25 protein-coding genes are annotated in these 21,217 nt (G+C 41.2%); 14 read left to right on the top strand and 11 right to left on the bottom strand.

Features of this window, described 5'->3' with window-relative positions; genetic code table 11:
- The first annotated feature begins 222 nt into the window (after positions 1 to 222).
- The 10 genes from ARCPR_RS02820 (at position 223) to ARCPR_RS02775 (ending at position 9,040) form a co-directional block, all read left to right on the top strand.
- A complete protein-coding gene (locus ARCPR_RS02820) occupies positions 223 to 636 on the top strand; it encodes a hypothetical protein (protein ID WP_012939964.1) in 414 nt (137 codons plus the stop codon).
- The gene (locus ARCPR_RS02815; RefSeq protein ID WP_012939963.1) at positions 597 to 1,133 is read left to right on the top strand and encodes a PUA domain-containing protein; all 537 of its coding nucleotides are present in this window, start codon (positions 597 to 599) and stop codon (positions 1,131 to 1,133) included. Before ARCPR_RS02820 ends, ARCPR_RS02815 begins: the two co-directional genes overlap by 40 nt.
- Before the next feature lie 94 nt (positions 1,134 to 1,227).
- The gene (locus ARCPR_RS02810; protein WP_012939962.1) at positions 1,228 to 2,892 is read left to right on the top strand and encodes a glutamate--tRNA ligase; all 1,665 of its coding nucleotides are present in this window, start codon (positions 1,228 to 1,230) and stop codon (positions 2,890 to 2,892) included.
- Positions 2,889 to 3,392, top strand: a complete 504-nt coding sequence (locus ARCPR_RS02805) for a thermonuclease family protein (RefSeq protein WP_012939961.1) — start codon at positions 2,889 to 2,891, stop codon at positions 3,390 to 3,392. Before ARCPR_RS02810 ends, ARCPR_RS02805 begins: the two co-directional genes overlap by 4 nt.
- Positions 3,382 to 3,978 (top strand): 6-hydroxymethylpterin diphosphokinase MptE-like protein, encoded by a 597-nt coding sequence (locus tag ARCPR_RS02800; protein ID WP_012939960.1) that lies wholly within the window; start codon positions 3,382 to 3,384, stop codon positions 3,976 to 3,978. The genes ARCPR_RS02805 and ARCPR_RS02800 overlap by 11 nt, the downstream gene beginning before the upstream one ends.
- Positions 3,975 to 5,174, top strand: coding sequence for a protoporphyrinogen/coproporphyrinogen oxidase (locus tag ARCPR_RS02795; protein ID WP_012939959.1), 1,200 nt, complete (start codon positions 3,975 to 3,977; stop codon positions 5,172 to 5,174). The genes ARCPR_RS02800 and ARCPR_RS02795 overlap by 4 nt, the downstream gene beginning before the upstream one ends.
- A complete protein-coding gene (locus ARCPR_RS02790; protein ID WP_012939958.1) occupies positions 5,171 to 6,094 on the top strand; it encodes a glycosyltransferase in 924 nt (307 codons plus the stop codon). The genes ARCPR_RS02795 and ARCPR_RS02790 overlap by 4 nt, the downstream gene beginning before the upstream one ends.
- Positions 6,078 to 7,058, top strand: a complete 981-nt coding sequence (locus tag ARCPR_RS02785) for a flippase-like domain-containing protein (RefSeq protein ID WP_012939957.1) — start codon at positions 6,078 to 6,080, stop codon at positions 7,056 to 7,058. Before ARCPR_RS02790 ends, ARCPR_RS02785 begins: the two co-directional genes overlap by 17 nt.
- A 4-nt stretch (positions 7,059 to 7,062) precedes the next feature.
- A complete protein-coding gene (locus tag ARCPR_RS02780; RefSeq protein WP_012939956.1) occupies positions 7,063 to 7,692 on the top strand; it encodes a radical SAM protein in 630 nt (209 codons plus the stop codon).
- 208 nt (positions 7,693 to 7,900) lie between these two features.
- Entirely contained in the window at positions 7,901 to 9,040 is a 1,140-nt protein-coding gene (locus ARCPR_RS02775; RefSeq protein ID WP_222829547.1) for a transposase, read from the top strand.
- A 73-nt stretch (positions 9,041 to 9,113) separates the two neighbouring features.
- On the opposite strand, the gene ARCPR_RS02770 is transcribed toward ARCPR_RS02775, so the two are convergent.
- Positions 9,114 to 9,899, bottom strand: a complete 786-nt coding sequence (locus ARCPR_RS02770; RefSeq protein ID WP_012939954.1) for a sulfite exporter TauE/SafE family protein — start codon at positions 9,897 to 9,899, stop codon at positions 9,114 to 9,116.
- 165 nt (positions 9,900 to 10,064) lie between these two features.
- Between ARCPR_RS02770 and ARCPR_RS02765 the strand changes: the two genes are divergently transcribed.
- A complete protein-coding gene (locus ARCPR_RS02765; protein ID WP_012939953.1) occupies positions 10,065 to 10,634 on the top strand; it encodes an Lrp/AsnC family transcriptional regulator in 570 nt (189 codons plus the stop codon).
- Here ARCPR_RS02765 and ARCPR_RS02760 read toward each other — a convergent pair.
- The 3 genes from ARCPR_RS02760 to hisI form a co-directional block, all read right to left on the bottom strand.
- On the bottom strand, positions 10,629 to 10,931 hold the full coding sequence (locus tag ARCPR_RS02760; protein WP_012939952.1) for a hypothetical protein: 303 nt from the start codon (positions 10,929 to 10,931) through the stop codon (positions 10,629 to 10,631). The two genes, ARCPR_RS02765 and ARCPR_RS02760, sit on opposite strands and share 6 nt — an antisense overlap.
- A 61-nt stretch (positions 10,932 to 10,992) precedes the next feature.
- Positions 10,993 to 11,850, bottom strand: coding sequence for an SDH family Clp fold serine proteinase (locus ARCPR_RS02755; RefSeq protein WP_012939951.1), 858 nt, complete (start codon positions 11,848 to 11,850; stop codon positions 10,993 to 10,995).
- A gap of 32 nt (positions 11,851 to 11,882) precedes the next feature.
- Positions 11,883 to 12,200 carry a phosphoribosyl-AMP cyclohydrolase gene (gene hisI, locus ARCPR_RS02750; protein ID WP_048084344.1) on the bottom strand — a complete coding sequence of 106 codons (318 nt, stop codon included), beginning with the start codon at positions 12,198 to 12,200 and terminating at the stop codon, positions 11,883 to 11,885.
- Positions 12,201 to 12,249: 49 nt separating this feature from the next.
- On the opposite strand from hisI, the gene ARCPR_RS02745 reads away from it, so the two are divergent.
- Together ARCPR_RS02745 and cgi121 are read left to right on the top strand one after the other, a co-directional pair.
- Positions 12,250 to 12,900, top strand: coding sequence for an RAD55 family ATPase (locus ARCPR_RS02745; RefSeq protein ID WP_012939950.1), 651 nt, complete (start codon positions 12,250 to 12,252; stop codon positions 12,898 to 12,900).
- A gap of 36 nt (positions 12,901 to 12,936) precedes the next feature.
- On the top strand, positions 12,937 to 13,404 hold the full coding sequence (gene cgi121 / locus ARCPR_RS02740) for a KEOPS complex subunit Cgi121 (RefSeq protein WP_012939949.1): 468 nt from the start codon (positions 12,937 to 12,939) through the stop codon (positions 13,402 to 13,404).
- A gap of 6 nt (positions 13,405 to 13,410) precedes the next feature.
- Here the strand turns inward: cgi121 and ARCPR_RS02735 are convergent, their stop codons facing one another.
- Positions 13,411 to 15,078 carry an ATP-dependent DNA ligase gene (locus ARCPR_RS02735; protein WP_012939948.1) on the bottom strand — a complete coding sequence of 556 codons (1,668 nt, stop codon included), beginning with the start codon at positions 15,076 to 15,078 and terminating at the stop codon, positions 13,411 to 13,413.
- A gap of 53 nt (positions 15,079 to 15,131) precedes the next feature.
- Here ARCPR_RS02735 and ARCPR_RS02730 point away from each other — a divergent pair, with 53 nt between their 5' ends.
- The gene (locus tag ARCPR_RS02730) at positions 15,132 to 15,650 is read left to right on the top strand and encodes a PH domain-containing protein (protein WP_012939947.1); all 519 of its coding nucleotides are present in this window, start codon (positions 15,132 to 15,134) and stop codon (positions 15,648 to 15,650) included.
- On the opposite strand, the gene moaA is transcribed toward ARCPR_RS02730, so the two are convergent.
- From moaA to ARCPR_RS02700, 6 genes are all read right to left on the bottom strand, one after another.
- On the bottom strand, positions 15,638 to 16,531 hold the full coding sequence (gene moaA, locus ARCPR_RS02725) for a GTP 3',8-cyclase MoaA (RefSeq protein ID WP_012939946.1): 894 nt from the start codon (positions 16,529 to 16,531) through the stop codon (positions 15,638 to 15,640). The genes ARCPR_RS02730 and moaA overlap by 13 nt on opposite strands.
- Positions 16,501 to 17,106 carry a molybdenum cofactor guanylyltransferase gene (locus ARCPR_RS02720; protein ID WP_012939945.1) on the bottom strand — a complete coding sequence of 202 codons (606 nt, stop codon included), beginning with the start codon at positions 17,104 to 17,106 and terminating at the stop codon, positions 16,501 to 16,503. The genes moaA and ARCPR_RS02720 overlap by 31 nt, the downstream gene beginning before the upstream one ends.
- Before the next feature lie 443 nt (positions 17,107 to 17,549).
- A complete protein-coding gene (locus ARCPR_RS02715; protein WP_012939943.1) occupies positions 17,550 to 18,422 on the bottom strand; it encodes a transcriptional regulator in 873 nt (290 codons plus the stop codon).
- Positions 18,406 to 18,786, bottom strand: coding sequence for a response regulator (locus ARCPR_RS02710; protein WP_012939942.1), 381 nt, complete (start codon positions 18,784 to 18,786; stop codon positions 18,406 to 18,408). Before ARCPR_RS02710 ends, ARCPR_RS02715 begins: the two co-directional genes overlap by 17 nt.
- On the bottom strand, positions 18,749 to 20,164 hold the full coding sequence (locus ARCPR_RS02705; protein ID WP_012939941.1) for an ATPase domain-containing protein: 1,416 nt from the start codon (positions 20,162 to 20,164) through the stop codon (positions 18,749 to 18,751). The genes ARCPR_RS02710 and ARCPR_RS02705 overlap by 38 nt, the downstream gene beginning before the upstream one ends.
- A 59-nt stretch (positions 20,165 to 20,223) precedes the next feature.
- Positions 20,224 to 21,207: a sensor histidine kinase gene (locus tag ARCPR_RS02700; protein WP_012939940.1), complete on the bottom strand. Its 984-nt coding sequence runs from the start codon at positions 21,205 to 21,207 to the stop codon at positions 20,224 to 20,226.
- Between the last annotated feature and the right edge of the window lie 10 nt (positions 21,208 to 21,217).

The raw sequence follows: 21,217 nt of genomic DNA, 5'->3' as shown, positions 1-21,217 counted from the left end.
TTTCGCTAACTCCCTTCGTTAAATAGTATAGCATATTAGCCCATACTCAATCCTAATGAATATTCGTTACTTCTTTAAATTGTCATACTCCTATTAATTGTTTGTTACATCATAACCTTATGACCAACACACTTTCTGATCTACTGTAAAGAGCGGGGCTTTCTTAGCGACGTTTTGTAACAACCAAAAGGCATATCAAGTGACAAATCATGATAAATTTCGATGTTCGCATACCCGATAGAGGTTGCCACGGATCTGTACGTAAGCAAGGTCGGTGGGTTTAGCCCGGAACTCGAAAAGAACGAGATTGGGATAAATATAGACGCTATATACTCCAACACATCGATAATAGCTAACGAAACCTATGCAAAAATAAGATTTTTAGGTGAAAGAGCTAAACCGTTCTTCTTCAGAGAGAGCTACCGAGTAATCGGGCTTGAGCCAAACATGGAGGGTTTCGAGTATTCCCAAAACGGAGAAGTCGTCTTCTCGGAAAGCCTCGCCAACTCTTTAGGTACGTACATAGGTAAAGATGTGATAATTAACACGGTCGAGACATTCAGGCTAAATATTGATATAATAACTCTGGTGAAAAAATGCTTAGAAAGCCAAAGAGGAGAGAAGAGAAGGTTGTAAAATCTGCCCTAAGAGCTTTTGGTTCTGAAAACTTTCTAGAGGAAAATGAGCTTCTGATCAAGGATTCCGAAGGTGCAAAAGAGCTTTACGCCCTTTCAAAGGATTTAGCAAACTTCATCAATAGGGTAAAGCTGAACTACGTCTGCGTTGGAATAAAGGTCGGAGAAGTGGGAAGTAGAAGACTTAGGTTTACACTTGAAGGATCTTTCTATTTGATCAGAAGAGAGAAGAAGAAGGTTTACGTGGATGAAAAGGGTGAAATGCTGTTCCTATACGGGAGAGACATATTTGCAAGGTCTGTCGTAAAGGTTACGGACGACGTGGAAGAGAACGACGTAGTTTTCGTCTGCAACTCCAAGGGTGACATTCTAGGATTGGGAAAGAGCAGATTCGACGCCAGTAGATACAAGGATGTTGAAGAGGACAGGGTTGTAGTCGAAAATTTAGTTGACAGGGGAGAATACTTGAGGAAGGAGAAGCTTTACAAGGCTTTTTAGTGATGATTTTATAATCGACATCAACGTCTTCATACGTAAGCCTCCATTCATGGCTTAATAACAGTTTTATAACGCCTCCGAACAAATCGAAATCGTGAAAGAGATAGTAATGAAGTACGTGGTTCTAAATGCTCTGAAATACGGCAAACCCAACGAGAAGGCTGTGATGGGCAAGATAATGGCTGAAATGCCAGAGCTTAGGAGTAAGGCTAAAGAAGTTCTTGAAATTGTCAAAGAGTGTATTGCAGAGTTCAACTCGCTGAGTGAGGAGAAAAGGAGGGCGCTCTTCGAGAGGTATTCTGTAATAGATGTCAAAAAGAAGGATGAAAGGGAGACTAAACTTCCACCATTGGAAAATGCTGAAGAGGGAAAAGTTGTGATGCGTTTTGCTCCAAACCCCAATGGGCCTCCAACATTGGGTTCCGCTCGTGGAATAATTGTGAACGATGAGTATTGCAAGATGTACAAGGGGAAGTTTATTCTGAGGTTTGACGACACGGATCCCCGCACTAAAAGACCGCTCTTGGAAGCTTACGGATGGTATCTTGAGGATTGCGAATGGCTGGATGCTAAGCCAAAGGAAGTCGTTTACGCTTCTAAGAGAATTCCCATCTACTACGAGTACTGTGAAAAACTGCTTAAGATGGAGAAGGCCTATCCATGCTTCTGCAGTAGGGAGGAATTCAAGAAATACAGAGATGCGGGAGTAGAATGCCCTCATAGGAACGTTAGTAAGGAGAAAGCTTTGGAGGTTTGGGAAAAGATGCTCAACGGTGAATACGAGGAAGGAGAGGTTGTCATAAGAATAAAGACGGACATGAGGCACAAAGACCCTGCAATAAGGGACTGGGTTGCCTTCAGAATAATATACGAAGACCACCCGCTTGTAGGGGATAAATACTGTGTTTGGCCTACTTTGGACTTTGAATCGGCTATAGAAGATCACATCTTGGGTATCACACACATAATCAGGGGAAAGGACTTGAGAGATTCGGAGCTTAGGCAGAGATACATCTACAAGTACTTTGGCTGGGAATATCCTATAACGAAGCACTGGGGAAAGGTGAGCATTCACGAGTTTGGGAGGCTTTCTACGAGCGAGATAAGGAAGGCTATTGAAGAGGGAAAGTATGAGGGCTGGGACGACCCAAGATTGCCAACAATAAGGGCTTTTAGAAGGAGAGGCTTTCAGCCAGAGGCTATAAGGAACTTCATCCTTTCATTGGGTGTCGGTGAGAACGATGTGGCTGTAAGCGTGAAGAATCTCTATGCTGAGAACAGAAAGCTCGTGGATCCAGTTGCAAATAGATACTTCTTCGTCTGGAATCCTGTTGAGATAAAAATCGAGGGTGTTGAGGAGAGGGAAGTTAGGATACCACTGCATCCGAACAAGGATGGCTTCAGAGTTTTGAGAGGTAAGAGCACGGTCTACATAACCAGTGATGATTTCGAGAAGTTGAAGGAGGGCGATATAATCAGACTCAAGGACTTCTGCAACATCAAGTTGATTGACAAAAACGAGAGAATATTCGAGTTCGTCAGCTACGAGCTTGGAGATGTTAAGAAAGGAAGAATAATTCACTGGCTATCAGAGGATGATTCAATCGATTGCAAAGTTATAGGTGAGGTTACCAAAGAGGGGTTTGCTGAGAAGAATGCCTTAAACGACATGGGTAACGTTGTCCAATTTGAGAGATTTGCCTTCTGTAGGCTTGAGTCTTTTAACGGATTTTTAAGAGCAATCTACACGCATCCATGAGACTACTCCATTTAACAGTCATCTTAGCTTTGGTATTTTTGGGCTGTTTGGAATACGAGAGAGTTGAGAAAGGGGTTGTTGTTGACGTTGTAGATGGTGACACAATTATCGTGAAGATAGATGGAAAAATCGAAAAGGTAAGACTCATAGGGGTCGACACACCTGAGATAAAGGCCGAGCAAAACAAACCCTACGAATACGACAACATAACGAACCTGACGCTCTTAGCTGAATGGGGATTGAAGGCTAAGGAATTTGCGGAGAGTTATCTCGACAATAAAAACGTTACACTCGAGTTTGATCCCATGACGGGTTACAGGGATAGATACGGCAGACTGTTAGCTTATGTCTACGTCAATGGTACGGATTTCAACGCCCTCCTATTGAAAGAAGGTTATGCAAGGGTTTACGTCACTAAGTTCAAGAAGCTCGAATACTACTTGAAGCTTCAGGAGATTGCTATGAAAGAGAGAAGGGGGTTATGGAAGTATGCATCTTGAATTCTGGCTGAAAGAAGTTTATCCGAGAATTGCCAAAGATTTGAAATTAGATGTTGAAAAAGATAGAACGGCCACAAAAATTATGGCTGAGCTCGGAAAAGGCAAGTTTTTACCCGCTGACGTATTGAAATTCATTGAAGGAAAAGATGTTGTCGTTCTGGGACCTCTGGCAAAGAGTTTAGATTTCAAATGGGATGTTCTAATAACTGCTGGCAAGAGCATCTTAAATTATGACATAATCCCGCACATACACGTAACGGATGGTGAAGAGGGTTGGAAAATACTCAAGAAGCTCGAGGAAAAAGATTGCATAATAATTTTGCATGCTCATGGCGACAACATTGAACTTCTTAGAGAAATTGTCCCAAAGCTGGATAGATTTGTAGCAACAACTCAAGTTGAGCCTGTAAACGGCGTTTACAACTTCTGCGGTTTTACCGATGGTGATAGAGCTGCAATAATTGCCAAGCACTTTAAAGCAAGATCTATAAGACTCGTGGGTTTCGACTTCGAAAGAGCTGACGGATTAAAGTTGAGAAAGCTGAAGTGGGCTGAATACATACTGCGGATGGAGGGGATAATTTGATAGGAATAATAGGAGGAGGGCTAGCAGGGCTTTCACTGGCATACCACGTTAAGGATTCTATAGTCTTAGAGGCTAAAGACAGGGTAGGTGGACTTCTGAGGAGTGAATACGTTGATGGATACACGTTCGACACTGGCGGATCTCACATAATATTCTCAAAGGATGCGAACGCTCTCAGAGAGTTAGTGAACATCATTGGGAGAGTTGTCGAACATAGGAGGAGGACTTTCATACATTATAAAGGGAGATTTGTGAAGTATCCGTTTGAGAACGGGATTTACATGTTACCAAAGGAGGAGAGGTTCGAGATTCTCTACGACTTCTTTATGAACTACGTTAGAGAGAAGGAAAAGCCCAAAAATCTGCTCGAGTGGTTTTACTATGTCTTCGGCAGGGCTATAACAGATAAATACCTAAGACCCTACAACGAGAAACTCTGGAAGACAGATCTAAGAAAGATTACGCTCGAATGGGTGGGGAATAGGGTTCCAAATCCACCGGTTGAAGACATATTAAAGTCGTGTGTCGGAATTCCTACAGAAGGTTATACGCACCAGCTGAGGTTTTACTATCCTTTGGAAGGGGGAATCGAGACACTAGCAAGAAATCTGGCAAAGCATTGCAACATCGTTACAAACGAGAGAATTAAGAAAATAGAAAGGGAAGGGGAACGATTTATCTTAAAAGGAAAGAAAGAATACGTGTGCGATAAAGTCGTTTCAACTGCTCCAATAGACGTTACAGCTAGAATGTTGGGTATGAAAGTCAAGCTGAGCTACAATCCCCTTACAGTCGTTGGAATCGGTGGGAAGGGAGATCTTCCAGATTTTCACTGGGTGTACGTTCCAGATGGTGATGTAATCTTTCATAGAGTAGCTTTCCTTCACAACTACAGCCCGAACATGGCTCCCGAAAACAGGGTAAACCTGATAGCTGAGATATCTGGGAAGGCTGAGATCGATGAAGTTTTGGAGGGTTTGGAAAGGATAGGATTCAAAGTTGAACCTGAGATATGTCTAAAGTGGGAGTGGGATTATGCTTACATAGTATACGATGAGAGCTACAGTCAGATTGAAGAAATCAGAGGATTTCTCATTGAAAACGGAGTAATACCCTTTGGCAGATTCGGAAACTGGGAGTATTTGAATATGGATGCTGTATGGATCAAAGCTAAAAATCTTGCAAAAGAGCTATGAAAGTTCTGGTAGTAATTCTCAACAAAGACAATGCAGAAGGACTTGAGAGGTGTTTAAAGTCCTTGAAGGATCAGACTTACAAGAATTTCGATGTACTCGTTCTAGACGGAAAATCCAAGGACAACTCCAAAGAAATTGCTGAGAAATACGGAGTTATGTTTAAAGTTCAAAATAGACTGGGTGGAACGGGTTTTGCGAGGGTGGAAGGTTGCGAGTTCGCGTTAAAGAGGGGTTACGATGCAGTCATTTGGGGTGACTCGGAAAACGTCTATGATAAAAGATACATTGAAGAGATGGTTAAAGCTCTAAAGAATTACGATATAGTTGGTGGAGTTCCGATTTTGGAGGGTAGTTTTCTCGATCACGCCTTCGCTTGGTATCATGCAATTCATTTAATAGTTCCAAAGCTATACAGAAGACACGCACCGGGGAACAACAAGGCTGAGAAGACTTGGATATACAGGGAAATCATGTATCCTACGAGTGTCAGGGCTGAGGATTACGGTTTTAGTCTTTTATTACTCAAAAACGGTTTGAATGTTAAGTGTGGCTTAGCAAATGCTAAGGTAGTCGTAAGTTTGCCCAGAAATTTGAAAGATGTTTTGGCTTGGCAGAGTGCTAGGGCGAAAGGTGTTGCACAGGCTTTAAAGATGGTAGGATTTAAGCCGTACGATGTATTGGCGTGGTCACTTCTTATATTCATGATCCCCCTACTCGCATTCAATTTAGAGGCTCTGATAATCTACGCCCTAATTCTCTTAGCTTCCTCAATAGCCATTCACTTCAAATCAAAAAGGTTTATTAGACGCTTCAGATGGTTCTACTTTATCGCTCCACTCATAGGATTTGCAATTCACTCAATCTACTCGATCAAAGCACTGATACACTACATGAGGTGGTCAAATGAAAGACTGGATTAAAGCAACAATTGCTCTAATAATCAGCATCGTAACGATCGCCATAATTTTCCACATATCCAATTTTGAAGTTTCTCTAAGCATTATAAGAACTCTCGATTATAAATTTCTAGTAATCGCCTTTCTCCTTCAAGTTTCTTTCTGGCTCTTATGGGCTTTGAGATTGAAAATAATTGCCAAGACTTTGGGGAGTGATGTTAGCTACAGTTATTCCCTCATAACAACGCTTTCAAGCATGTTTTTCGCGGCCATAACTCCTTCATCTGCTGGCGGAGAACCTGTGAGAGTTAAGATGGTTGCAGATGTCTGCAAAAGCTACGGAACGGCTTCAGCCGTTGTCCTAATAGAGAGATTGCTCGATGCAATATTTTTTGCAATTTCTCTACCAATTCTTGTAATCCTGACTGGATTTTACGTTGGATTAGGCTTTAGAGTTGCTGGTATATTCTCGTTATTCTTGGTTCTCTTCATAGCTCTTCTCTACACACTGCTGAAGAACCCGAAAAAGATCGAGAGATTTGTAGAAAAACTGTTCAAATTCACTAGAAGATTTTTGAAGGGTAGAACAGACGAGATAAAGGCTAAAGTGATAACCGAGGCTTTGAGATTCAGAGTTGCCTTAATAGACATTTTGAAATCGAAGCATTACGCATGCATAGTCTTTCTGCTTACAATCGCCATGTGGCTCTTAGGTTTTCTGATACCATCATTCATACTGTTAGCAATGCACCTTCCACCCTACTTCCTGTTCTCAATAACTGCACAGGTGATAATAGTTGTAGTCTCCCTAATCCCCCTAACACCGGGAAGCAGTGGAATTGCTGAGGGTACGATGGCTTATCTCTATTCTGCATTCGTTCCACAAGGTGCTCTTGGTGTTCTAGTAGCTATTTGGAGAACCATAACTTACTATACGAACTTGTTCTTTGGATTTCTCGTAAGTTTGAAAATATTGAAATCGGGGTAGTTTCATGTCCTTTGATCCAATTGAGAGAGCTAGGAAAGTTGAGGATATCGTGATGCAAAACGATAAGAGGAAATACTACCGATTTCGATATACACGCTACTACGGTGGTATAGTCACTGCTGATACCGTAGGATGCAATCTGCTCTGTGCTTACTGCTGGAACTACTTCAAGAATTTGAGGCCAGAGAAGTATGGAGAGTTTTACTCTCCTGAAGAGGTAGCTGAGAAATTACGCAAAATTGCAAGGGCTAAGAATTGCTACCTGTTCAGGATAAGCGGTGCCGAACCTATTTTGGGTGAAAGGTCGGCAAAACACGTAGCTAAAGTCATTTCGCTTGTCGACGGTGAATTCATCTTAGAAACTAACGGGTTGATGCTCGGATATAACTCCGATATTGTAAATTTATTAGTTGGATTGAACGTAGTTGTTAGAGTCACAATAAAGGGTTGGGATGAGGATAGCTTTGAGAAGATTACCGGAGCTAAAGGAGAGTACTTCAGATATCAGCTCAAGGCTGTTGAGAATCTGGCCAAGAAAGGCGTTCCTTTCTGGGTCGCCATCATGTACGACGTTTTTGGCGAGGAGGGAGTGAAAGCCTTGAAAGAGAAGCTACCAGTCCCCCTGCAGAATTGAATACGAGTACTTAGAAGCGTACCGTTTACCCAATCCGTAGCATCATGTATTGAACTATATTATTTTGTATCTGCTACGGATGGGATCATCACGGCGACGCCTCGACCCCCTCACCGTAGCCTTACGACTACGGGTCTCGGGAATCGAAGCCCACCGTAAACGTCTCGTAAAAAAGACTTATAAAGCTTTCGGGGGTATATACCCATAGGTGATCGTGTTGAATCGACCAGTCACCGTCGACATACCGTTCACGGTTACCGGTGAAAAAGCTAGGTTAGTTTGGTGGACAGCTTGGTTCTCTAAGTTTTGCGCTCACAGACTTCTGAACGACGCAAAGGAAAATGAAATACTAGTAGACCTATCGCAAACGAGTTTTCTCAAGTATGCACGTAAAAGGTGCTACGACGTACTTCCGAACCGTAGATACGTAGATGGTATAGCTGTATTAATACACTCAACGCTCAAGAGTGCTCGTAAGCTGGGTTTAAAAGTGAACGAGATAAAGTTGAGACAATGGCTCTTATTCCAGTGTGAAGCGGATAAAAAGAAGAAAGGAAATCTAAACGTAAGATTAACGTCGACTAGGGAAGCAGAAGCATTGGTATTCAATCAGGAAAGAGAACCGAGAAAAATAAAAATAAATTTAAGAACTCCTAAAAAATACGAGAAACTGTTGAAGATACTCGTAGAAAGAGCAATAAAGAGTGAAGTAGGGTATCCTGCTAGAATTGTCATTAAAGAATACAACACCCACTTAAATGACCTACGCCTTTACTGTAGCCTGCAGGTAATGGTACCGTACGACCTGTATTTAGAGGTTATGAGAAAATACGATGCTCCTCTCGGAAATCACGTTGCAGGAATAGACGTTAATGTCGACAGGCTAAATATAGCTATAGTAGACAGATACGGTAGGTTAAGAGACGTTAAAACGTTTTGGTTTAGAGAAATAACCAGTCGTGGATATAGGAGAAAGCGAGCGTGGACGAAAATATACCAAGCAATACACGACATGCTGAACTACGCCTACCATCACGGAGTATCACACGTAGTATTGGAAAATCCAGAAATTGTCGGTTACTTAAAGTATTACTGGATAAAAAATGGTAATAGAAAAACTAAAAATTATAATTACAGAACATCAATTTTTAGAAACAGAATAATAGAGACTATAGCGTACAAGACACCACTATACGGTCTAAAAACAATCTACGTAAACCCAAAAGGAACTACACGCTCTAAAGAACACGAGAAAATTATGAAAAAATATGGTCTCGATAGACATACCGCTTCAGCCTACCTAATCGCCTTAAAAAGCTTAAAAAAGATACACTACGCTACAAAATGATATAAACTATCGTTTCTGCCCCTTCGTTATTGAGAACCTCAAAAAAAGAAATATTCAAATCAGAGGAGATCGTCTACTCTAGTACCGATACCCCCTGATAGATGAACTTTAGAGAGACGTAGAGGAAAACGAAGCCGAATACAGCCTTTATAGCCCATGAAGGGAATATTTTTGTCAATCTTGCACCAATCTGAGCACCTATTATGGTTCCTATACCCAAGCAAATCGCTGCGATCGCATCTACAACACCTTGATATAGTTTGAAAGCCCCACTCACAACAGCCATACTTATGAACGACGCTAAGGATGTTCCAACGGCAATCTTCACAGGTGAGCCGAGCAGATATATGAACGATGGGACTAGGGCATATCCGCCACCCAGTCCAACTATACCAGTTACTATTCCGATAAAGAAACCTATCAGGCTTTTTGCAAACCTTGAACCCGGGACTTTGTTCCCCGTCTTTGCTGGCATCTTCCTCTTGAATATTCCTTCGTAGATCATCCTGATGCTGACGTAGAGAAAGGCAAAGCCCAAAATAAAGTTCAGTAGCCAGAGCTGGTTTGCTATGTAGAAGAATGTTATAGAGCCAACCGCAGCACCTACAGCTCCACTTATTGCAACGATCTTTGCAGTGGAATAATCGACATTTCTCAGCTTAATATGTGCAATTGCACCAGATGTTGCCGTCAGAATTACTGCCGTAATCGTGGTTCCTATTGCCAACGGTAGCGGGTACTTGAAGATAAAGACCAAAGCTGGGAGCATTATGACGCAACCTCCTATACCCAATAACCCTCCAAGAGTTCCAGCGATTAAACCTGCCACAAAAACCAAAATTGCAGTTATCGAATTCACACTATCACCTCACTATCAGAGCAGGTTATCTTTTCAACCCTTACAACCATGATTCGAAGAGATATTAAATGTATAAACGCTTTTCGATTTAAAATTTAAACTAATTTCTGATTGATTTAAAATTTAAATCGAAAATGACTTGTACGAGTTATTTGTCGAACTGTTATGATCGATAAAAAGAATAAGATTATCATTGAGGAGCTTCAAAGAGATGGGAGAGCTACAATTACGGAAATTGCCAAGAAAATCGGTTTGACAAGCATGGGTGCTAAGAAGAGAGTGGATAAACTCATAAAAGAAGGGTTAATCAAGGTGAAAGCTCTCGTAAACGTTGAGAAGTTTGAAATTAAGCTCGCCTTAATCGCCATGGAGCTCGAAAGTGGTGAAGTTTTAAGGGACATGCTGAATAAGTTTGAAAACTGTCCCCGTATAATCAAATTCTTCGTTACTACTGGTGCATACAATTTGTTTGCTTTAGTTTGGGCTGAAAATTACTACACACTCGAGAGTATAAGCTTAGAGAGTTGTTCTCTTAGGGCACAGAAAGGTGTAAGAAGATTCGAATTTTATCCGATCGCAGACATCTATTACGATACTTTCATGGATATAAAAGTTATAGCGGAGAAAACAGAGAAAATTGCTCCATGCGGTGTTTACTGTGGAGGTTGTGAGAGGTACAAAAGGGAAAGATGTCAGGGATGTCCATCAACAATCTTCTATAAAGGTAGATTATGATCTCAGAGATTCAAGCAAATCGCCTACAAACGTCCCAACTATGAATATTACCGCAAAGTACACGGTCAGAATCACGAAGAGTATAACCATCCAGAAGACACCAGCTATTGCCACCAGTGGAAAGAGCGGATGAAAGCCAAAGGGTAGCAGGAGGAAGACGAACGTCAATCCGAGTATTAGTCCTATAACTGATCCTATGACTAAAGCCCTTTTAAACAGCTTCCACCTATCCTCCTTTCCCGGATTGAGGAATCCATATATCACGCCTAGCAGAAAAACTATAACCTCTATGAGCATGGATATTATTCGAAAAAGCAGTATAAAGATGTTGCGAAAATTCTCATAAAAATCGGAAAAATCATTTCAAAATTGAAGTAGTCTTAATCTCCCTCCTAGGAACGAATTCCACGCTTGGTCTTTGCATTATCGGCTGCGGATATAGCTCCATTAACTCATAGACTTCTGGCGGAACATCTGTAGAAACTTTTAATCCTAGTTCCTTCGCAACTTCCACAGTTATTGGATAATCGTGAGTCCACCTACCTTCAGTTAGAATTCTTGCAACTTCTCTAGCCTTCTCATCCTCCATCTTATCTTTCAGAAGCTCATAAACGAACTGCCTAACCTGATTTATAGCTTTCTCAGCTATATCTGCCAAAATTAGAGTCTGATCATCTACATCTTTCGGATCCTTCTTCTTAACAGCATTTATAATTGAAGGTGCCGGATAGTTCATAAGCTGGGGATCGACTGGCCCTAAAACAGCGTTTGGATCCATTATTATTTCATCCGCAGCCAAAGCTATCAGAGTTCCACCGCTCATCGCATAGTGAGGAACTATGACTGTCGTCTTTGCTGGATGATTCTTTAGAGCTTTCGCAATCTGAGTTGCAGCCAAAACAAGGCCACCGGGTGTGTGAATTATCAAATCTATCGGTTGATCCTTTGGAGTCATTCTTATAGCCCTCAAAACCTGTTCCGAATCTTCTATGCTGATGAACCTGTAAAAGGGGATACCAAATAGTCCAATGCTCTCCTGCCTGTGTATTAGCGTTATAACGTTGCTTCCCCTCTTTTCTCCCAACTTCTTCATGATTGCCTGCCTCATCAGTGTGAGCCTTCGGTATTGTAGTTGAGGGCCTACGAGTAGCCAGAACAATAGCAACCACCATATCATTGAGGCGAAGAATCCAAAAGGATCGTAGTAGTAGTCCATGTAATAGCTTTGTTGTCAATAATATATAAAAGTTATTCAATCTCCTCAAGTCTTCTATAAAAGCAAGAGTAGTTACCAGTATGACATGCAACTCCCTTCTGCTCGACCAAGTAGAGTAAAGAATCGCAATCGCAGTCCACCCTTATCTCAATAACCTTCTGAACGTTCCCTGACGTTTCTCCCTTCATCCACAGCTTATTTCTGCTTCTACTCCAGTAATGAGCGTATCCGGTTTCCAGCGTTTTTCTTATCGCTTCTTCGTTCGCATACGCCAGCATAAGTACTTCCTTAGTATTTACATCTTGAACTACGACTGGAATCAAACCCCTTTCATCGAATCTCAGCTTCATGTGCTAAAATCGAACAAACGTTTTATACCTTTACGACAATGACACTTCAATGAAGAAATACACAACTGGAATAACCGTACTCGATTCAAGCTTGGGTGGAGGAATACCGGCGGGTAGTCTCGTGTTACTGGTAGAAAAGCCAGGGGCTGGAGCGGAAATAATATCCTTCCAGTTTGCAGTCGAGGGAGTCAAGAAGGGGGAAAGCGTCCTTTATGTTACAACTGACGAGACTTCAGAGAACCTCTTGAACTACATAAAATTGTACTTTCCAGATTTTAACGTTAACGAAAACTTTCAATTAATAAGTTTTATATCAAACGTCACAAGCGATGCTAAAAATTTCATAAAAAGCTCAATGCATGATCCTTTAGGATTCACAAGGAAAGTTTTGGCCACTTCTAAGTACGACAGAATCGTAATAAACAATCTAAATAACCTCATAAGGAACTACGGCGAAAATGAGGTAATTTCATTATTCGAGGAACTCTCAAGGAAAGTAAAAAATGATGAATCAGTAGCTCTTGCAATACTCGTAGAAGGTGCAACAGAAAGCAGAATAGAGAACACACTCAAAGCAATCGCAGATGGTATACTCGAGCTTGACGTTCAAGAGAGAAAACGAGATTCAGAGAAGACTCAAAATAATAAAGCTGAGGAGATGCATGGTTCCAAAGAACGTGTTCAGGTACGACATAACTGAAAGGGGAATAAGGATGGAATCTCTAATGAGAGTCATATGAAAATAAAACAAGGCATTCTGAAAGTAAATTCGCTTGAAGAGTTTTTGAAAGATTTAGGGGAATGTGCGGCTGTAATAGATGCCAAATACGTGATTGATTTAGACGTAGTCAAATTTGCTGCTGAGAAGGCCTTAAAATCTTGGAAAGAAAAGAGAAACATTGCAAAGACACTTCCTCTCGAAATCCTTCTCTACTTCTCCGCAACGAGGCAAATAAGGGATGCCATAAAGGTTGGAGTTAAGGAAGGAACTAACGAAGCTGTTGTCGTCATCTTGAACAACTGCGAGGATAAACTCAAGAAATATTTTGAGGAGAAGGAGGTCGTTAAAGTCGATAAGGCGAGAATAGAAAACGTCAAGAGACTTTACGGGATAACGGACGAAGAAATTAAAATAGTTAGGCTGGAAAAGCTACCTCTACTAATCATGGAAAGAATTGCCTTATTTGATGTCTTTAAAGAATAAAATTTTTCAGCTCTTGGCCCTCGCAAACTGCTTCTCGTAGAGCTCTCTAACCCTGTCAATAGTATCGGCATCCTCTACACCCTTATCATCTCTCAACCTTACGAACCTTGGAAACCTCAGCGCAAACCCGCTCTCGTATTTGGGACTCTTCTGAATCTCCTGATAGGCTACTTCAAATACTATCTTCGGCTTGAAGTAGACCTTCTTTCCCTCCTCCTTGACTATAAGCGGTTTGAATAGCTCGGTCAACTCCTCCAAATCTTCATCTGTGAAACCCGTACCAACTTGTCCTATCCTCAAGAGCTTTCCAGTCCTCGGATCTAGGCATGCTAATTCGAAGGAGCTTATCAAATGACTTCTCCTTCCCTCTCCCCATTCTCCTCCAACGACAACCAAATCGAGGGTTTCCATAACTTCCTTCAGCTTGAGCCAGTGCCTTCCCCTCTTACCGGGTGTATAAGGTGAGTTGGGATTCTTCAGCATAGCCCCTTCATGTCCCGCATCCAAAGCCTCCTTGAAAACTCGCTCTATCTCTTCCTTCTTATTCGTAACGACTTGCTTAGCGATCTTTATGATCTTCGATTCCTTTATGACGGACTCCAGTATCTTTCTCCTCTCCTTCAACGGTAAATCTATTACTTCTCCGTCGTTGTACAGTATGTCGAAGAAGTAAGCTTCTAGAGGAATCTTTTCCATTGCTTTGGTTATCTCATGCTTTCTCCTAAACCTTCTCAAGACCTCTTGGAAGGGCATAGGTTTGCCATCTTTAACCGCTATAACTTCACCATCGAGTATGACTCCCTCCTTAACGCACTTCTTTATCTCCTCAACTATTTCAGGTAAAGCCTTAGTGACGTTTTCAAGCCTTCTGGAATAAATTGTGACCTTTCCGTTACCATAGTGAACCTGAACTCTACTTCCGTCGTACTTCCACTCAACAGCTATAGTCTTCATTTCTCTCAAAGCCTGCTCTATGCTCTCAGCGACTTGAGCGAGCATCATTTTAACTGGGATATGTAGCTGAATCTTAACGTTCTTTAACCCCTCTTTACCCTCATTCTTAGCTATGATTGCAACTCTACCCAGATCGTTTACTATCATGTATGCCCTCTCAACGAGTTCAGCGTCTACTCCCCATGCTCTTGCAATCGCATCTCTCATAATTCCCTCTCCAACCCCCAACCTCATCTCGCCGAGAATGAGCCTTGTTAGGTACCTTGCCTCTATTGGACTCGCGGAGCCGTACAAACCTGTGAGAAGCAGAATCTTTCTCTTTTGACTTCCCTCCCCTTCCAAGCTTGCAATTTCATCAAAGATTTCCCTAACTCTTTTTATGGTAAGTTCCTCAGCAAACAAACTTTTAATTCCCCTTCCCTTAAGCAGTCTTTCAGCTACCAAACCCAAATCGCCGTAATCCTTAATCATGCTCTCAATTTTCTCCTTACTAACACCGCTGACATTCTCAAGAGCCTTGCAGACTAATCCAATACCGACACCAAGCTCCCTTTCATCCCAAGGAGGAAATACCCTACCCATTAAGAAGTGAACTACATTGTAAAGGTCGTCATCATCCTCAATTCTTCTTAGGAAAGATGCAATCCTTCCAGTCATCTCGAGTGTCGAAGAGACTCTTTCGAGTATCGCACAAAACTCAGCAAATTCTCTAAACTTCATGATACGATGTTATCAAAAAGGTATATTTAATTGTAAGGGTTGTAGCATCTATTATGGCCAATGAAGTTTTCCAAGTCATACCACCTCGGAGCTTCGTTGTTTTTTCAACAGCATTAATACTTGGATTGATCGCCCTAACAGCCTATGTCTGGCTAATTACGGTGGATAATGTTCGGTACATCACTTTGAGCATTACGTTAATTATCTTGGCAATTTGCGCATACTTTTTCATCGTCGCGCCTTATCAAACCTCAATAGTCTTAAACGATCAAATTGAAGTAATCGCACCGCCGTACGCCCACGAAAGTATAAGTAAAGATGTTGTTTTGAAATCGTACGTTGCCGACATTGGCAGAGACGAGAACTTGAGGCCTGTTTTGAGGGTGGGTGGTACGAGTTTTGGAAGTTACAAAGTCGGCTGGTTCAAATTGAAGAATGGCAAGACTGCGCTGATTGTAGCAACACAGTCAAGAGTAGTCTGCTTCGAATTGAAAGATAAGATCGTCATGATATCTCCGAACGACTTTGAGAGATTTGTCAATGCTCCGAAAGTTAGAAGTTATCTTGATTGATTCAAATCTTTCACATAGGGTTCCCTCAACTCCACAGCTCTTTTTATAGCTTCCAAAAGCTCTTCACCCTTTAATCCTCTCACATCAACCGTAACATCTCTCATAAGGCAGGGCTTGAGTTTTCCGTCGGAAGTTACTCTCATTCTCGTACAGTGCATGCAGAACTTTGCGTGGAAGGGTCTTACGAACTCGACAGCCTTATTACCCAAAATGTACTGCCTCCTCGCATGCAAACTTCTTGTTATAACTGTTTTAGCTCGGCTTTTGAACTTTTCTTCAATTTCATCAAGTGAATAATAGTATTCATCGTGGCCGACAAGTTCTATCAACTGCAGTACGACATTTATTCTATTTTTATTAAACCTTGCGGTGTATTCTAGTATATCTTCGATTTCGTGCTCGTTCACACCTTTCATCACAACCATGTTTAGTTTTATAGGAGTCAATTCAGCGTTGTAAGCTGATTCTATGCCATCCAAAACCTTTTCCAATCCTCTTACGCCAGTTATAAATCTGTAAGTTTCGGGATTTAGTGTATCCAAGCTAACATTGACTCTGTTCAAACCAACCTCTTTGAGCTCGTATGCATATTTTGAAAGATAGTAGCCGTTCGTTACCATTGAAATCTCTTTAAATTCAGGCATTTCTGCGATTATATCCATTATATCTCCTCTAATGAGCGGTTCACCACCAGTAATCTTGACTTTTTCAACACCAAAATCGTAAAAAACCTTGCATATTTCAATTATCTCCTCCAAGCTCATATCTTTTCCAGCGTCCTTCATACCCTCATTGTGGCAATATATACAATTCATATTGCAGAGAGATGTAACGGAAATCCTGAGATGTTTTATAGGTCTTCCGTACCTGTCGACAAGCATCTTACCATCTCCAAATCCTTAGGTGTATTTACATTCACAAACGAAATGAGCTTTTCGTCAAAAACCCTTAACCTTTCAATCGGATAGTAAAGCGTTTTTAAGTTTTCAAACGGTTTGGATACTTTTCTAACCCCTCTAGTGATGCATTGTTCGATTTCCTTAACAGCTGTGTATGAATAGCATGCTAAAAGTGGTTCGAGCTTTCCGTCACTCCACCTTGGAATTAAAGCATCATACCCCCTAGCTTTTCTATACAAAAACTCTGCGAGTTCTCTCCTAACGAGGGGCATGTCCACCGCAACGATTAAAACGTAATCTCTGAAGTGCTCCAAAGCTGAGTGAATTCCGGCTAGGGGGCTAAATTCCTTGACAGTATCTATTATAGTGTTGCAGTTGAATTTTGTCCTGTAAGTTTCAGCCTGTTTCTTATCCCTGCAAACAAAAACAACATTACAGCCATCAAATCGCTCAAGTAATATTTCAGCAAACATTCTCCCGTTTAACTCCAAGAATCCTTTGTCTAGACCTATCCTGCTGCCCTTCCCTCCAGCCAAGATAGCTACATTCAACCGCATCACCTACTATTATCTTGCTACTGAATGACAAACAAGTCTTCCTTTGCAATCATTGCTCAAAACAACCCAATCTCTCATCTTAAGATTTTTTTCTTTGACTATACTATCCAAAAACATTACCATTGTCGAGGTCGAATGGTGTACATTGGTATTCTTATTCTTAAGTAATACCGTGCTATCTCCTTCTTTTAGCTTTCCTAACACCCTATACGCTTGAGTCTTTAAAGTAATCAGTTCATAAAATGTCGAGAATGTGGAGCATGTCCTCGGAGGCAGCTTAGAAGAAACTCGTATGCCCTGTTTTAGATCTTAAAGAACTGCCTTGGACAAAGATCATGCTAGGCTATTTCCTGCAATGGAGATAAACTACCTCGAATAGGCCGGAGCTTTATGCTCGAGAAAAAAGCTCTAGTTCGACCAAACTCAGTTTGCGCGCGGGGGATCTATCTTTCTCTTGATCTCTTGATAAATTTTATAACTTCTTCGGACTTTCTCCAAGCCTCGTCAATGTCTTCCATTACTTTCGCGATTCTCTCGAGCTGTGCAATGACTTTTTCCTTGACGTCTTTATTTTTTTCGTAAACCTCGAGGTACGCAATTGCAGCTGTCAAGGGATTTTTGATTCTATCAACTAGAACTGCAAATTTCTCAACGTTTTCAGTGAGCTGAGCGGCAACTTTTTTAAGCTGGTTCTCAGCCTCGACTCTTTCCGTTATATCAAAGGCGACAGAAATAATTCTTACTATCTTACCATCTTTAACGAATGGTGATGCCGAAACAAAATAAAATTTGTCACCTATTGCGAGTTCTTCGGTTATGGGCTTCCTACTTTCAATCACTTTCTTTGCTAACTTCTTCAGTTTTGAAATGTCTATTTTCTCAGCTTTTGAGTTCTTGTAAACGACATTAAGGTTTTCGTCGAATACCACGAGAGGCTGATTTATCATTTCAGCAAGTATTTTTGAGGCAGTGAGAATAAAATCTTTTAATTCCTTGATTTCTATGGATCTCTTCCTGATTCTAAGGAGATTATCAATTTTTGCCAGTAGTTCCCTAACATCAACTGGAGCTTGTATGTAATCATCTGCATATCCTTCTTCGACTAGTTTCTTACTATTTATACTATCTATAACCAGAACGGGCGTAATCACTTCACCTTTCCTAATTTCCAAGATCTTTTCGATGTTTTCTTTTAATTTCTTAGTATCTGTGATAAGTAAATCGAAATCGTCTCCTTCTGTTATCTCGTATTTCGATAGCATCTTCTTTAGCAGTTCTTCATTAGTCTTCGAACGTAGGTCAATCTTTATCCTCATAAAATCTACCCCTGATTAGATTCTCGACTAATTCTAAGATTTTCTTCGAATTAAGCGGTTTGAACGCTGCTACTTCCGCACCTTTAGTTAACGCAATATCGACTTTACTGGGGTAGAACAGTATAAACAGTATCATCTTCATCCTTAAATCCTCACATAAATCCCATATTCTCGAGTCGAATCCAGCAAGGTCGATGAAGATTAGATCGGCGGAGTAAAGATTTTCGAACTCATCATAATCTTTAGCAACCACAACCTCGTAACCGTGTTTTTCAAAAAAGTCTTTCAAGATCTTTGTGTTCGTTTCGTTTTTTCCACGATTCCTATCAGCATAGCTTCTGCACCTCTTTAACCCTCTCTCCAATCTTTATCCCCTCACTCGTTATTTCGAAGTCTCTAATCTCTGGCGAGAACTTGCTCAGCCTCATTTTTACCACACGGATGTATTTCCTCGTGACTCCGTCTTTGACATAGTGGCCTAAAACTATTATATTGTCCGCGAGGTAGCTTACGCCAAGCCTCGTGAACCCTCTGCTGTTAGCTTCGAACTCGTCGATCAGTATCACGGTTGCGCCGTTTGCGACAAGATTTCTGAGAATTGCTTGTATGGGTCTTCTCTTATCCTCAGCGCCTACTAACGCAAGCTCAGCGCCGTTCAGACTGTCTATAATTACTAGCTTCGTGTTCCGCTCTCTCAAATCTTTTAGGGTGATATGGAGCGCCTCTTCTGGTGCAAATTTAAGGGATTCGGCAAATACAATTTTTATCAGACTTTTTTCTACAAGTTCTCTTATTCTTTCCATTCCAACCTTCTTTGCTCTTGACAGAATGATAGCTGGATCTTCCTCGAATGCGTAATAGGTAACGTTTTCACCTCTAAGAGCAGCTTCGTAAGCAATTCTCATTGCTAGAGTTGTTTTTCCAGTTCCTGCAGCCCCAGAAATTACCGTTATCGTCTGTCTATTTATACCGCCGTTCGTCATCTCATCCAATTCCTTTATACCAGTTGAAATCTTCTCTCCGATATGCTTCCTTTCGATCTTTTGAGGCAGTATTCTCGGATAGATTCTTATTCCCCCATGACCTATGCGTATAAGGTGATATCCCGGCAGGAAACTACTTCCCCTAAACTTTTTGACGGAAAGTCTGCGATAGATGTCTACCCCTATCATCTCCATAATTAGATCGATAACACCATCGGCAATAAACTGCAGATCGTCATCAGGAATCACGCCTGATTCTGATGTGAAAAGAACAGTAGCTCCCCTGTCAGTCAGGAAGTCTATTAAGGATAGAACTTGCTTTCTGTACTGATAAACATCGGGAGCTAAGAAACGAAGGTAAGTAACAGAGTCTATCACAACCCTTGAAGGCTTAACTTTTTCAACAGTCTCGACTATGGTTTTGACTGTTGGTCCTCTTTCGACGTCAGCTGGGGAAAAGATGTCATACGTTTGATCCTTTACAAAGAACTCTTCGGAAGGTGCAAGATCAAGGAATACAATGCCTTCAGGAGATAATCCGATAGCTTTCGCATTTTCTTTTATTTTCTCAGAAGGCTCACCAAAAGTTATGAAAAGTACATTTTCATTGTTCTTAACTCCTTCAATTAAGAAGTGGAGGCAGAAGGTAGTCTTTCCGCTTCCGGGACCACCCCTTATAAGATACGACCTTTTGGGTAGGAAGCCTCCATTTAAGATGATATCCAGCGATTCAATACCACTTGATATCCGCATAACCATCCCTCACACATAAACTTGTTAGTAATAACCATGATTTTTCAAGCTTCAAGAACGCAACATTAAGATTCTTCACTCCAAGCCTTCAGCATTATGACGAAGACCGCTCCTTTAGGCTCATTATCTTCAACCCAAATTTCACCTCCGTATCTTTCGACGAGCTTTTTAACTAGATAAAGACCTTGTCCGGATGACGCCGTTTCTCCGTATGAAAAGCTTTCCTCGAAAATCCTGTCTTTTATCTCATCAGGTATGCCTTTTCCGTAGTCAATAACTCTTATTTCACAAAAGTCTCCCACTCTACTTATCTTCACATCGATTCTGTCTGTTCTTCCGTGCTGTATGGCGTTCTGGAACAGGTTCTCGAAAACTATTTCCAATCCTCTGTCGGCAATAGCCTCGCAATCACCTTCAACGACTATGGGTACATCGAAGTGCTTTGCAACGCTCTCAGCAACTTCTCTGACGCAAATTCTTTCCAACTTACCTTCTAATACAGCCTCTTCAAACGCCTTCAAGCTCCTCATAATTTCAACTACCCTATTTATTGCCTTCTCGATTTTTTGCAGGAAATCTGATTTTTCACAATCTCTGCAAAGATCTTTGGCTACCTCTAAATGTGCCATTGCTACCGTAACTGCGTTCAAAACATCGTGTCTAAGAGCTCGAGTTAAAATTAGAAGCATCAGTTTCTGCTCTTCGAGCTTTGTTACATCGGTGAACGTAATAATCCCGAAATTTTTTCCCATAATTTTTATTGTTCCTCCAACGACCATATAAGTCCGGCATTTCCCCTGCGTGCCTATAAGCCTCAAGAAGTAGGGCTCAACTCTTTCACCAGCAAGTCTTTTCTTCATTGCATCTCTTGCTCTTTCTTTATCTTCGGGATGGACAAGGTCTAGGATGTTTTTTCCGAGTACCTCTTCAGAAGTCATCCCTACCAGTTCCAGAAAAGCCGAGTTTGCATATACTATTTCGCCTTTTTCGTTGTAAACCAGAAAGGGTACTGGCAAAGTGTGTCCGTACTTTTTTAGCTGATCTAGCATAGTATCACAG

The organism is Archaeoglobus profundus DSM 5631 (assembly GCF_000025285.1).
In the GTDB taxonomy this organism is placed as follows: Archaea; Halobacteriota; Archaeoglobi; order Archaeoglobales; family Archaeoglobaceae; genus Archaeoglobus_B; species Archaeoglobus_B profundus.
This window is presented reverse-complemented; position numbering and strand designations above follow the sequence as displayed.